The sequence below is a fragment of the Paenibacillus sp. CH40 genome (assembly GCF_024213605.1).
GTDB classification, from domain to species: Bacteria; Bacillota; Bacilli; order Paenibacillales; family Paenibacillaceae; genus Paenibacillus; species Paenibacillus polymyxa_B.
Map to the genome: position 1 here is coordinate 80,857 of NZ_JANAVQ010000011.1, position 13,807 is coordinate 94,663.

14 protein-coding genes are annotated in these 13,807 nt (G+C 42.3%); 4 read left to right on the plus strand and 10 right to left on the minus strand.

The features are described from left to right. Positions 1-13 precede the first annotated feature (13 nt). The 4 genes from NLX73_RS22990 to NLX73_RS23005 all read right to left on the minus strand — a co-directional run bounded on the left by NLX73_RS22990 (position 14) and on the right by NLX73_RS23005 (position 3,865). Entirely contained in the window at positions 14-394 is a 381-nt protein-coding gene (locus tag NLX73_RS22990; protein WP_029515106.1) for a VOC family protein, read from the minus strand. Between the two features lie 293 nt (positions 395-687). Next, the gene (locus NLX73_RS22995; protein WP_025721091.1) at positions 688-2,103 is read right to left on the minus strand and encodes a glycoside hydrolase family 1 protein; all 1,416 of its coding nucleotides are present in this window, start codon (positions 2,101-2,103) and stop codon (positions 688-690) included. A gap of 209 nt (positions 2,104-2,312) precedes the next feature. After that, positions 2,313-2,921 (minus strand): DUF1349 domain-containing protein, encoded by a 609-nt coding sequence (locus NLX73_RS23000; protein ID WP_103047531.1) that lies wholly within the window; start codon positions 2,919-2,921, stop codon positions 2,313-2,315. A gap of 35 nt (positions 2,922-2,956) precedes the next feature. Next, on the minus strand, positions 2,957-3,865 hold the full coding sequence (locus tag NLX73_RS23005; protein WP_254327455.1) for an ROK family protein: 909 nt from the start codon (positions 3,863-3,865) through the stop codon (positions 2,957-2,959). Positions 3,866-4,148: 283 nt separating this feature from the next. Here NLX73_RS23005 and NLX73_RS23010 point away from each other — a divergent pair, with 283 nt between their 5' ends. From NLX73_RS23010 to NLX73_RS23020, 3 genes are all read left to right on the plus strand, one after another. Continuing rightward, positions 4,149-4,514 (plus strand): ribosomal protein L7/L12, encoded by a 366-nt coding sequence (locus NLX73_RS23010; RefSeq protein WP_419538108.1) that lies wholly within the window; start codon positions 4,149-4,151, stop codon positions 4,512-4,514. A gap of 17 nt (positions 4,515-4,531) precedes the next feature. After that, positions 4,532-5,011, plus strand: a complete 480-nt coding sequence (gene ybaK / locus NLX73_RS23015) for a Cys-tRNA(Pro) deacylase (protein ID WP_250268915.1) — start codon at positions 4,532-4,534, stop codon at positions 5,009-5,011. A gap of 88 nt (positions 5,012-5,099) precedes the next feature. Next, positions 5,100-6,290, plus strand: a complete 1,191-nt coding sequence (locus NLX73_RS23020; RefSeq protein ID WP_254327480.1) for an oxalate decarboxylase family bicupin — start codon at positions 5,100-5,102, stop codon at positions 6,288-6,290. Positions 6,291-6,310: 20 nt separating this feature from the next. Here the strand turns inward: NLX73_RS23020 and NLX73_RS23025 are convergent, their stop codons facing one another. From NLX73_RS23025 to NLX73_RS23040, 4 genes are all read right to left on the minus strand, one after another. Further along, on the minus strand, positions 6,311-7,165 hold the full coding sequence (locus NLX73_RS23025; RefSeq protein WP_254327456.1) for an NmrA family NAD(P)-binding protein: 855 nt from the start codon (positions 7,163-7,165) through the stop codon (positions 6,311-6,313). A gap of 74 nt (positions 7,166-7,239) precedes the next feature. After that, a complete protein-coding gene (locus tag NLX73_RS23030; RefSeq protein ID WP_250261447.1) occupies positions 7,240-7,668 on the minus strand; it encodes a nuclear transport factor 2 family protein in 429 nt (142 codons plus the stop codon). A gap of 165 nt (positions 7,669-7,833) precedes the next feature. Continuing rightward, on the minus strand, positions 7,834-8,418 hold the full coding sequence (locus tag NLX73_RS23035; RefSeq protein ID WP_061830154.1) for a TetR/AcrR family transcriptional regulator: 585 nt from the start codon (positions 8,416-8,418) through the stop codon (positions 7,834-7,836). Positions 8,419-8,589: 171 nt separating this feature from the next. Then, positions 8,590-9,309, minus strand: a complete 720-nt coding sequence (locus tag NLX73_RS23040) for a YebC/PmpR family DNA-binding transcriptional regulator (protein WP_250245220.1) — start codon at positions 9,307-9,309, stop codon at positions 8,590-8,592. Between the two features lie 236 nt (positions 9,310-9,545). On the opposite strand from NLX73_RS23040, the gene NLX73_RS23045 reads away from it, so the two are divergent. After that, positions 9,546-10,292 (plus strand): spermidine synthase, encoded by a 747-nt coding sequence (locus tag NLX73_RS23045; protein WP_254327457.1) that lies wholly within the window; start codon positions 9,546-9,548, stop codon positions 10,290-10,292. On the opposite strand, the gene NLX73_RS23050 is transcribed toward NLX73_RS23045, so the two are convergent. Both NLX73_RS23050 and NLX73_RS23055 read right to left on the minus strand, forming a co-directional pair. After that, the gene (locus NLX73_RS23050; RefSeq protein WP_254327458.1) at positions 10,289-12,028 is read right to left on the minus strand and encodes a proline--tRNA ligase; all 1,740 of its coding nucleotides are present in this window, start codon (positions 12,026-12,028) and stop codon (positions 10,289-10,291) included. The genes NLX73_RS23045 and NLX73_RS23050 overlap by 4 nt on opposite strands. 582 nt (positions 12,029-12,610) lie before the next feature. Next, positions 12,611-13,654, minus strand: a complete 1,044-nt coding sequence (locus NLX73_RS23055; protein WP_254327459.1) for a carbohydrate kinase family protein — start codon at positions 13,652-13,654, stop codon at positions 12,611-12,613. Positions 13,655-13,807: the final 153 nt, after the last annotated feature.

Sequence of the window (13,807 nt, forward strand, 5' to 3'; positions counted from 1 at the left end):
ACTGGAAAGCTACTCACATTGAAATTTCCACCAAATTACCTTCTGGATCTTTAATTACGCTTTCATAATAGCCGTCACCTGTCAATCTTGGCTGACCCACAACTTCATATCCTGCATGCATGAGCTGCTCTGTCTTTTCATTCACCAGTGCTTTACTTCCAACGGAAAATGCCACATGAGCCCAGCCCGTAATATTTATCTGTGGTGAATGATCTACTCCCGTTTTACGCATAACCTCTAACCTTGCTCCATCCTCAAAGGTGATAAAATAGGACTCAAATCCTTTTGTAGCGTTATAATATTTATCGTTAGATTTTCCATCAAAATATTGCTCGTAAAAGCTTTTCATCTTTTCTAAGTCCCTCACCCAGATCGCTACATGCTCAATCTTCATTATTTTCCTCCTTCTACAGCTCTCATCATTAAAAAATCATTAATTTATACTGGACTCAATTTTTAGCACAGTTATTATTAATGTTTTAATAAGTCTCAATATATCTCAGTAATTCATTTTTGTCCAATCTATTTATCATCAATTATCAATAAATAACGCTTTCGTCTTCAGCTTGTAACTCGGTTGCTAATACCCCTAAAAAATTAGCGACCGCTTCGTAAAAGAGAAGAAGCGGTCGCTATCTATAAGCCTTCATTGTATATTTAATACTTAATCACTGGTTTATTTATAAATTAACGTTTCAAGCTTTCACCGTTCGTAGCAATAACTTCTTTGTACCAATGGAACGATTTCTTCGGATATCTTTCAAGTGTACCGCTGCCATCATCATGACGGTCTACGTAAATGTAGCCATAACGTTTTTTAAGCTGAGCGGTCGATGCGCTGACAAGGTCAATACATCCCCAAGACGTATATCCCAAAACCTCTACTCCGTCCTCAATAGCTTCTCCAACTTGAACCAAATGATCATTCAGGTAGTTGATTCGGTAGTCATCCTCAACCGTTTTTTCGCCTTTTTCATTCGTGATTAGTTCATCAACGGCGCCCAGGCCATTTTCAACGATGAACAGTGGTTTTTGGAAGCGATCATAGAACGTATTCAGTACATAACGCAGACCTTGCGGATCAATTTGCCAGCCCCACTCACTTGCCTCGAGATGCGGATTGCTGACACCACCAAGGATGTTACCTTCACCTTTGACTTTTTTAGCTTCGTCAGCTGTCTCACAAGTACTCATATAATAGCTGAACGAGATAAAATCAACGGTATGCTTCAAATCTTCGGCATCACCTGGTTCAAAGTGAATAGAAATTCCGTTTTCTTTAAAGAAACGTTTCATGTAACCTGGGTATTGACCTCTTGCGTGAATATCGGCAAATGCCATGTTTCTGTGATCAAATTCCATCGCAGCAATCACATCGTCTGGATTAGGTGTTAGCGGATAAGTAGGCATACTCAGCACCATACAGCCAATTTTGAAATCAGGGTTGATCTGATGACCGATTTTTACCGCTCTTGCACTCGCTACAAGCTCATGGTGAATAGCTTGATAAAGATCTTGCTCACTAAGTTGATCTTTTGGTGTGCTAATTCCTCCACTCATGAATGGTGCTTCAAGAATGGAGTTGATTTCATTGAAAGTCAACCAGTATTTAACTTTATCTTTGTAGCGATTAAATACAGTTGTAGCATAGCGCTCATAAAAATCAACAAGCTTACGGTTTACCCAACCATCGTATTCTCTGGACAAATGTAAAGGTGTTTCATAGTGAGATAATGTAACGAGTGGCTCAATTCCATATTTGTGAAGTTCATCAAACAAATCATCATAAAATTGCAAGCCCTTTTCGTTAGGCTCCAGTTCGTCACCTTTAGGGAAGATACGTGACCATGCAATAGAAGTACGGAATACTTTGAAGCCCATTTCCGCAAAAAGTTTGATATCTTCTTTATAATGATGATAAAAATCAATACCGATCAACTTCATGTTATCTTCTGTTGGTACATCCGTAACGGGCCCCCAGCCACCACGAGGAGTTACATCCTGAATGGACCAGCCTTTTCCATCTTCTTGATAAGCGCCTTCGAGCTGATTAGCAGCAACTGCTCCGCCCCACAGGAAATCTTTTGGAAACTGTGTACTCATATTTTCTCCGCCTTTGCTGATGTTTTTCATTAACTAGATAGAAATACGTTACCTCTATGCTAATGTGTTATAAGTACTTCTAAATGAATCTTAAGGTTTGTAACGCGTTTCATGTCAAGTATTATTTTAAAAACTTCTAGAGCTTATAACTGTATTATCTCCAATAAGTACTCCCATATTTATAACTCTTCTATTATTGAGTAAAATGACTATTCTTTAATTGGCGGATCTACATGAATATCTCTATCTGGTTCAGTGCTTACCCAACGTGTAAAAATAACCTGAAAGCCGGCTCGAGTCGGCGCGCAGGCAAAAGGACCCGCCTGTTGTCCCGTTTCATAAGGAAAACGTGCTACACGTACGGTGCGCCAGCTTTGATTTTCGGTTCGAGCTCTAATGATAACTGCATCCTGTAGCTGTGAAGCACGAATCGTGACATTTTTCCCTACCCACTCAGGTACAGGAGCTAATGACCAATCGGAATAGCCATCTGTGACTACGACAGCTAATTGAGGAATTCCGTCATTTAATTCAATCCCAGCTTTAATCCACTTTTGCTGTCCTTGATACAGCATTATACCGGCCTGATCATAGAGCTCCGTAAATGAGCCTAATTGAAACGTGACTTCGATGGCTGAGCCTTCTTCCCAGTCTGTAAGCAGGGAATGTCCGCTACTGCGTTCAAATCCATACAAAGTTTTTTCCCAGTAGTCGCTTCCTTCTCTGGTTTCAACTTTAAGAAACTGGTCTTCTTCTATGGATGATACAGGGTGATTAGTCCATGTTCCTGTAGTCCATGCAATTGATTTTTGAGTCATTGATCTCATCCTCTCATGCTTTATTGAACGATGTCCTATTTCCTTTTCTCCACCAATTGCAAATTGTACGTCAGACTTTCAAGGGTCACCGAAATCAACCCATACATATATTCATCATGCGTATCGTTTTTCACAAATATCTCGGGCATATGTTCTTTGGGTACATCTTTTAGACAGCCGTTATAAATATCGTCCAACAGAGTCGGCTTGGATAACTCTCCAGTCAAAGCGATAGATACAGGGTCTATAATTGCAATAATGGAAGTAATCGTTTTGATCGCCAGAGGAACAAATCCCTCTGTGCTATTTAACTGTTTAAGCTGTTCCTCTCTTGTTAAATCAAAGGGTAAGAAGGACACCTCCCCCGCAAACTTGGTATTTCCTTTTAACAAATGTCCGTCGACAATAAAACCCGCTCCGGGGAAATTGTCTTTGGGAAACGAAACAATAGCAAAGGTTTTATCCTCATCATAATTCTGCATGTTATAAAATCCGTAGACTGTCAAATGCATATCATTTTCAATGGTAACTTCTAATCCGTATTTATCTTGAAGCCGTGGACCTACAGGGACTCCTATGAGCAGGTCGAGATCGCAAACATCGATAATCCCTTGATGAACAACCCCAGGAATGCCAATCCCAATGGCTTTGACGTTTCCATAGTTATTAATCAGCTCTCCAATTTGGGTTTCTATGACCTCATAATCAATATGGGGCACTATGGAAGTATTCTCGATGATGATATCACCAAGCAAATTGGCAACAGCATAAGTAAGAGAATGTATACCGCCTTCCGTTTTCACATTTAAACAGATAATATATGAATAATCAGCGTTATATTTGTACCGTCTAGCCGGACGTCCGCCGTTCGATTCTTCCAATTCCGTCTCTAATACTTCCCCGGTTTGAAGAAGCTCATTCAGAATATTTCCGCAGGTTGCCACACTAAGACCTGTGATACTGGCTATGGATGACTTGGTTGCATATTCCTTGGATTTCAGTGTGTTTTTAACTAACTCTACATTAATTTGTTTAACCCGAATAGTATTATTGGAGACTGGTTGTATTTGAATACACTCCTTTTCCAGTATTTATTAAAAGGTTTATAATAAGTTGTAATATACCGCTCTGCCTGCAAAAAGTCAATTTGAACGCGTATTCCTCTTCTCCTCTATCATCATGCTATACTATAAATAAGAAACAAATTTTTAGTGCGGCATCTTTGCGATGAAACTAAGTGAAATAGGAGGGATTCTGTTGTCAGCTATTGAGTATATAGCAATAATCGCGTTGCTCCTCTCCGTCATACTTTTAATTAAGGTCTATAGACTTCAATCGCGTCTTAATGACCTGAAATCCGACGTGGAGCGTCTTGAAAATCGTTCAGGAATACAAGGAACATCGCTGTCAGGTACCATCGCTGCCACTCCTTCACATGTTCTAGATGCAGGAGCTTCAGAAGATATCAATGAAAAGTTGCTCCTGCTAATTAGGGAAGGAAAAAAGATTCAAGCCATAAAAGAGCTGAGAACCGCTAAGGATCTTTCCCTTAAGGATGCAAAGGATTATGTCGATCAATTGGAAAAACTCTAAAGAAAGGAAGAAATAAGATGAGTGCCAGCAAAACAAACGCCATGCGCATATTGGATGGGCAACACATACAATACAATATTTTGAGTTATGATCATCAAGACGGAAAAATAGACGGGATGAATGTGGCTGAGAAAATAGAGAGAGCCCCAGAAATGGTTTTCAAAACTTTGATTGCACACAGCAAACAAAATCTGTTTGTTTTTGTAATCCCTGTACATAAAGAGCTTGATCTCAAAAAAGCAGCCAAATGCGCGGGAGAGAAAAAAATTGAAATGCTTCCAGTTAAGGATTTGCAAAAGTATACGGGATATATTCGCGGTGGCTGTTCCCCCATAGGAATGAAAAAGCTCTACCCCACTTTTATCGACCAGCCTGCATTGGAACTGGAAGCCATCGTTGTGAGCGGTGGGAAAATTGGGACCCAACTGGAGTTGAGTCCACACGATTTAGCTCAAATCATTCAAGCACAGTTTGCAGATCTGACGCATACAGCATAAAACTCACCACATGATCATAAAATCTTTATGCAGATTTTCTCTAATCCCTTGCTTCATCAAGCTTTAACTTGGAGAGGAAGATCTAATGATGCATAATGATTGCCCGAAAAATGTAAGAATCCCCCAACCCATCAGAAGCGATGGTGCTGGGGGCATCGACAAGGGTCCACGCGATGTGATGAGGGATCTACAAAATCCCGATATGCTGGTTCCCCCCGTAACGGACAATGGTCTCATTCCAAATATGAGATTTTCTTTTTCTGACGCCCATATGCAGCTTAATCATGGTGGGTGGTCAAGAGAAGTAACGGTAAGAGAATTACCTATTGCTACAACCCTTGCCGGGGTGAATATGAGTTTGACGCCGGGAGGTGTACGTGAGCTTCACTGGCATCAGCAGGCGGAATGGTCTTATATGCTGTTGGGAAGTGCTCGTATTACGGCAGTTGACCAAAATGGACGTAATTTTATTGCTGATGTGGGTCGCGGGGATCTCTGGTATTTTCCTCCTGGCATTCCCCACTCTATACAGGGGCTTGAGGATGGCTGTGAATTTCTGCTGGTTTTTGATGATGGCAGCTTTTCCGATCTGAACACCCTATCCATCTCGGATTGGTTCGCACATACTCCCAAAGACGTACTTTCTGCAAATTTTGGTGTACCAGAAGCTGATTTTGCAGCAATTCCTCAAGACCAAGTATATATCTATCAGGATTCCGTTCCCGGTTCAATTCAAAGCCAAGCGGTTCCCTCTCCTTACGGGACGTTGCCCCAATCCTTCAAGCATAAATTACTAGCCCAGCCCCCAATCAAAACACCGGGCGGAAGCGTACGAATCGTTGACTCCTCTAGTTTTCCGATTTCCAAAACCATCGCAGCCGCCCTTGTTGAGATTGAGCCCGGAGCCATGCGAGAAATGCACTGGCACCCCAATAATGACGAATGGCAATACTATCTTACAGGGCAAGGACGGATGACTGTCTTTGGTGGTAATGGCGCTGCCCGCACATTTGATTTTAGAGCCGGAGATGTCGGATATGTGCCTTTTGCTTACGGTCATTACATTCAAAATACTGGCTCTAGCTCATTATGGTTTCTTGAAATGTTTAAGAGTGACCGTTTTGCGGATGTTTCACTAAATCAATGGATGGCTCTTACCCCCACAGAACTGATTCAGAGTAATTTACATGTAGGTGTTGATGTAATCTCTAATTTACGAAAGGTAAAATGGCCCGTCGTCAAATGTCCTGGTTATTCTTATGACCCTAAAAAGAAATAACGGGAACAACTTTGTCATGATTATTTCCAGCTATCCCCATGGCTCAGAACAAACTGCTCGAATGATATCGGACGGCGTCCAGTGACACGCTCTACGGTATGAGTAACTTGATCTTCACTTCCATTTTCACGTATCCTTCTATCCAATCCCGCCAGCATATCTGCATATTCTTCAGGCATTCCAGCTCGACCCATGCCCGCTTTTAGCTCTTCATCAGGCAACGAGATATGCTGGATCGCTTGGCCTGTTAAATTCCCAATAATCTTACCGACTTCGCCATAGGTTAGTGACTGAGGTCCAGTGATGACATGAGCTGTGTTATGTGGTTTATCGTCAATCAGAGCTCGTACTCCCACTTCTGCAATGTCATCTGCACTGACAAAACCTACTCTCCCATCTCCTGTCGCACTATAAATCGTGCTGGTGTTTTTGATGGTACTTACATGCTGACCTTCTGTAAAATTCTCCATAAAGTAGGATGGCTGCAATACAGCCCACTCTGGAGCTAATCTACGTAGTGCTTGATGTACAGGTCCAAATACTGGTCCGTCCTCAGGCACAGATGCGCTCCCTAACAGCACAAACCTTTGCACTCCTTCTCTCAAGGCCCTCTCAATAAAAGGAATCATCACTTTGGCGGGATTGACATCCAGCACAGGTACTACCAAATAAATTTTATCTACATTCATCAGCGCCTGTGCATGTGTTGATTCATCATACCAATCAAAATATACATAATCTTTCCCTTCCCATTCGGCAGGATGAGCACGTCCTGCCAAACGTACCGGATGCTGAAGTTGCGTAAGTCTGGCGGCTACACGGCTACCTGTTTTGCCGTTTGCTCCTGTAATCAACGCTATATTTCTGTCTTTCATGAAATTCAACTCCTATTTAAATTTTTTGTTTTCGCCTAGATATCCATATCCCTATGAGGCTTGAACTCTTTCATTTATGATTCCAGGGCTTCAAGAGCTACTAAAGGGTTCCAGTAATCTTTGTAGTGAATAATTTTTCCGTTCTTCAGCTTAATAACAGAAATGTAGGTTTGATTATACGGTTTACCTGTGCTCACAGCCTGCGCCTCACAGGCGAACTCGGCCACGAATAAATCCGGGTCTGTTGTCGTATGGATAATTGGTGAAGAGAAATGCTGAATCCGAAGTATATTAGGAAACTCCTTAATGTACTCGTAAATTGCTGCTTTGCCCTGAAGCATTTGTGCAAAATGCTTAGGTGCATAAGGGAACTCGAAAACAGCGTTATCATCAAATAATGAAATCCATTGCTCCATATTTTCTTCTAACAGGTTGCTCGTAAATTTATGCATGACTGCTTGCGCTTGCTGTTTTACTTCGTCAGTATTCGGATTGATTGTCATGGTAGACACCTCGCAAATATATTTTTAGTTCCTGCTTAAAAAACGAATTCAAGACGCTAAAATAAACATAAGCATTCTAGATTGAACAGTCTATAATACTTAAAAAAATTTGACCAATCAGTCTGGAATGTTCAAAAAATAAACGCTATTAAGCGTTCATAAAGATCAATCTAAAATCGACAGCGTTGTACGCACAATATCTCTAAGCACCTCAGTGCTCGCGCCTGTCTTCGCGGTAAATGTCAACGATAGTCGGGCATGATTTAGAAATCTGGCGATTGACAATAGCTCAGATTCCGTAGCATGAATCTCCCCCTCTTTTTGGGCGCGGACTAGGGCGTCGTAAAAAGCAAGTTCAAGCTTTTCAGTGTTTTCAGAAATAAAAGCTTTGATCTCATGATGATGCGGAGCCTGTTCAATAGCACTGTTCATAATAAAGCATTCCTTGGACAGCCTCTTATCCGTCAACACTCTAACAGATTCATTAAAAATCATCGCTATTGCATCCTTAATGCTCCCAGGTTGACTGAGCAGATGAACTACGGCTTCGGTCTTGTCACGTATATAAAGCTGAATAGCCGAAAAAAACAAATCATATTTCGTTCCGTAGGTATCATAAAGACTCTGCCGCGCTATACCCAGCTGATCCAGTAAAATTGTCAGAGAAGTTCCCTCATAGCCATGCTCTCCAAATACAGCCATAGCTTTTCGTAGAACACTTTCAGTATCAAATTCTTTTGCTCTTCCCAAACCTTATGTTCACCTCCTTGCCTATGATTATAATTTTTACAGACTGATCAGTCAAGAAAATAAAATTGATTTTTTATAAGTTTATTTACAAAAAAACCATCGTACCGAAATACGATGGTTTAGGAATGTTTATTTTATACAAAATGCTCAGATGTAAATGATGCAATCCGACTATTCGTCAGAGTCTACATTGTGGTAAACCTGCTGAACATCCTCCAAATCTTCTAATGCATCAATCAATTTATCGAATTGAACTTGTGCATCTTCTGGAAGTGAAATATCATTTTGGGCAAGCATGGTGAGCTCCGCAACGGTAAACTCAGTCACTCCTGCTTGTTTGAAAGCTTCCTGCACAGCATGGAATTGATCAGGCTCTGCATATACGATGACGGCTTCATCTTCTTCAATGATGTCACGCACCTCTACATCTGCCTCCATCAGCAGCTCCAGCACTTCATCTGCGGTTTTACCCACCAGACCAATAACTGCTGTTGAATCAAACATATAGGCTACAGATCCGCTCACGCCCAGGCTACCGCCATTTTTAGTAAAAGCAGAACGCACATCCGATGCTGTACGATTAACGTTATTGGTCAGTGCATCTACAATGACCATGGAACCGTTCGGTCCGAAACCTTCATAACGAAGCTCTACGTAGTTTTCATCGCCAGCACCTTTTGCTTTTTCAATAGCACGGTCAATGATTGCTTTGGGTACATTGTACGTTTTTGCACGTTCTAAAACGACTCTTAATACCCGATTGGATTCAGGATCAGGTTCGCCCTGTTTGGCTGCCACATAAATTTCCACGCCAAATTTAGCATATATACGACTCGTATTAGCATCCTTGGATGCCTTCTTTTCTTTAATGTTATTCCACTTACGTCCCATAATATCCCGCTCTCTTCCTGTATGAATATACACAACGAACTTCATTATATCCTTATATATTATATCTCCTAAAGGACATACGAACAAGTTCAAACAACTCCGTTATGGAAAAATAAACAATTATACCTGATTAGGGATGCTTGGAAATATGAACTTTCAATTCTCCTCATCTATGGACAATCCCCCTATCCATGTCTAAGATGAGGAGGAAGTCTGACTTGAAGGAGATCATTTAATTGGATGTCTTGTACAAAAAGTTGAGCCATAATCATGAAATCACAGTATACGAAACCACCGAGCTGTACGGTGAAAAGGGATTATTTCGGGTGATGCAGTTTTCAAATACAGCCATCCAAGGCGCGGTGGACTTGAATCATCCGCAACGCATTTTGTTCGAATATCCTAGAGCAATCATCCATCTCATGGAACTGAACGATCCGACATTTGAAGACGTATTTGTTATTGGGCACGGTATAGGTACAATAGCGAGTCATTTTACAGATAAACGCTTTAAGATTGCCGAACTGGATGCACAAGTCGTAGAGTTCAGCCGAACATTCTTTGGATACGATCAGGATAATGTAACTGTTGGCGATGGACGACGCATTCTGGAGAAGGAAGCGCCTGATGCTTATGACTATATTATTCTGGACGCCTTCACAGAGCAGGGTACACCCTTGCATTTAGTATCCTGGGAATTTTTCAAGGTGGCCAAAGAAAAGCTGGATTCCGAAGGCTCCCTGATCATGAATTTAATGGGCAAAAGTGAACACGACCATCTGATTAATGCCATTCACACAACGTTGCGTGAAGAATTCGCCTATGTCACAACTTTCTCACTCCCCTCGGATGGTGCTGCCGACATTCAAAATATCATTATGGTAGGTCGGGACAAGCCAATCCGGTTTCAGGCACGTCAGATGGCGGACTTTCATGAGATTACACTTGGAGAAGGCCATATTCTACGGGATACAGATGCTTAACGTAGTTCCAATATTCGTCTCTCTACATCTTCGATATGAATCGTCTCTTTGTTGCAGCTTTTTCGTTCCACTAACTCTACTTTCCCGTGTTCGGCATCTTTACCAACGACAATGCGCACGGGAATACCTACTAAATCAGAGTCTTTGAATTTAACCCCGGGCCGTTCCTCCCGATCGTCCAGCAGCACCTCCACACCGTGATCCTGCAGTTGGTTGTATAATTTCTCGGCTAATTGCATCTGAAGCCTGTCTTTCACAGAAATCGGAATGATATGAACTTGAAACGGGGCCAGCGCATGAGGCCATATCATTCCGTTCTGATCATGATTTTGCTCTACAATGGCAGAAAGGATTCGGGATACGCCAATGCCATAGCAGCCCATAATCATCGCTTGCTCCGTTCCAGAAGCATCCAGAAAAGTCGCACCCAGCTTCTCACTATATTTGGTACCCAGTTTAAACACGTGTCCGATCTCAATCCCACGATAAAGTTTCAATTCCCCTTCGTCACATCGAGGACATCTATCCCCTTCTATGACATTCCGCAAGTCAGCCACATGCCGAAGATCTATATCGCGCCTTGGATTCACATGTCGATAATGATAATCCAGCTCATTCGCGCCTGCGATACCGCTGGACATTTGGACAACGGCGTAATCTACCCACACAGGGATCGTCAATCCGCATGGGCCTATGAACCCCGAGGGGGTTCCAGTCGCCTTTGACACGGTGTCTGCACTTGCTATTTCGAATTTTTCACTACCTAAAATATGTTTAACTTTCACTTCGTTAACCTCATGATCACCCCTGACAACTACAGCAACAGGTTGATCGTCAGCCATATAAATCAGTGTTTTGATGATTTCTTCAGGTTCTATGTGAAGCGATTCAACCAGTTGATCTATTGTACGTAGGCCTGGAGTATGGAATTTTTCCATTTTAGCTGTATCAAAAGAAGGATAGCTGACATGTTCATTTTCATCTGAGACTGGAGCTATTTCTATTTTCTCCGTCGACCGCGCCACGGCTTTTTCAAGATTAGCTGCATATTCACAGCAGGTACATGCTACAATGGTGTCCTCTCCAATATCAGCTAGAGCCATAAATTCATGGGTTTCACCTTCGCCACCAATGGCACCCGCATCTGCTTCTACTGCACGAAAATTCAGACCACAGCGGGTAAAAATGCGCTGATATGTCTGGAACATAGTCCAATAGGTATGATCTAGTCCTTCCCAATGTGCATCAAACGAATAGGCATCCTTCATCAAGAATTCTCTGCTGCGAAGCAGGCCAAATCGAGGACGTCGTTCATCCCGAAATTTGGTTTGAATTTGATACAGGGTTACAGGCAATTTGCGATAAGAATTCACTTCATTTCGTATTAAAGACGTAATGACCTCTTCATGTGTAGGCCCCAATGCAAACTCTCGACCATGTCGATCTTGCAGACGCATCAGCTCAGGACCGTAAACATCGTATCTCCCTGATTCTTGCCATAGCTCCATTGGCTGCAATACAGGCATCAGCAGCTCCCCAGCCCCTGCGCGATCCATTTCATCTCGTATGATTTGCTCTACTTTTCTGAGCACCCGTCTGCCCAATGGCATGTAGGTGTACATTCCAGCCGCCAGTTGGCGGATAAATCCTCCCCGCAGCATAAGCTGATGACTGATCACTTCGGCATCTGCGGGTGCTTCACGCAAGGTTGTCAGTAATAATTGGCTTTGGCGCATGTGTAGCTACCTCCTTGTATGGACGATAAAATGTACGCAAAAAGACACATCCGTCAGGGACGAATGTGTCGTGGTACCACCCTTAATTTGACCGTAGCCATACACGGAACGGTCCTTCATCAGATAACGGCGTCTAGCCGGTAACGGTTTATCTTACAAACCGCTACAGCTCGCAAGGCAGGGAAACGTTCATTCGCGGCGAGAAACCTTTCAGCCCATGAGTTTCTTCTCTGTACAGCGGGTATTGAACCTTTGATCCTTGGTCTACACTATTCCTATATATTACAATTTTCACCACTTTACACGAAATGTAATTTCTAGTCAAGGAGATAATCGTCTATCTGAGATCAGCCAGGGACATGAACGATATTTAATTTTCAAGATAATTAAATTCCGTTGGTTACCCTATTGCATAATGAGTGGCCAGACTTTAGAACGGATACACCTGCGAAAACCCAGAACAAAGCGGACACTACCAAAGAACCTCCCTTTAAAGGCAAATAAAGGAGGCACTGTGGCAGAAAAACAATTACGTATTTCACGCTGTCCATCAGACAACATGCTCCTTTTACCAATTATTACTTATGTATCTTCCTTTTTAAAATACACACCCTTGAAAAACACAAAATTTTGCGAATGTGTGCCATACAGCTCCTGAAACCTAGAATGGAGTTTATTCATAGAAAGGGTCTCTGAAACCGTCCGATCCGTTTGCAGGGTCAAGTCGACACAGCTAATTCCAAATTGGCACACTTGCTCCATAGGATAACCTTGGGTGATTCCATAAATCATCCCGGCAATAAAAGCATCATCTGCGCCTGTGACATCAATGACCTCTTGAACGGGATGCATAGGAATTTGTCCATGAGTTCCATCCTGAGAGGCGTACAAAACTCGATCAGCACCGCAGATAAAAATGACATTTTGAACCCCAAGTTTGTGAAAAATCCGGGTGGCATCCAACATATGCTGATCATCTGTAAGTTCTAGCCCCAAATAAGCTTCAGCCTCCACCGGTTTACATACCAGCCATTCCACCCCATGCAAATTCCGGGGAAGCTTTCTCATCTTGGAGGCCGATACCGAAGAAACGACAATCGGAACCCGATGTTCATGGCAGACATGTATGGTGGCTGCAATTACGTTCATAGAGAAATTAGTGTCCAGCAGAACGAGTCGGGACGAGGCGATTAAAGGAGTATTTTCATAAATTACTGAAGGACGAATCTGATCATAAATCTCCATTTCTGCTGTCGCTACAATCAATTCACCACGCTCATTCAGCAAGGCAGTATAAACCCCAGTTGACGGCTCACCTTTGACTTGCAGAGGAACCACGTGCATGTAACGGCCGGACTGTTCAATAATAAATTCACCTTCCGCATCGTCCCCAACCGCAGTTAGCAGGCTGACCCGTTGGCTCAACCTCCCTAAATTTTCGGCTACATTTCGTGCTACCCCACCGCAAGATTGCAGCCTTGTACTGCTTGGATTGGAGGTATGAAGCTGAAATGTACCTTTAATCATGATTTTACGATCCAGATTGGCCCCCCCGATACATAGTATTGGTTTGCTAGAGGGCCAAGGCTCGTCCTGTTCATTTTTGTGGATTTTTTTTAATTTCATGATTTGACTCCTTTCTCGAGTCTATTCGCTAGAATGATTTAAATTTGTACAGAAATAGGCACCCTATAAAATTAACACGTTCCAAATGTCAAATTCCCAAGAATAATGTCGAGTCCGTTAAAATATCCAAAAGTTACCCATGCAAAAAAATCA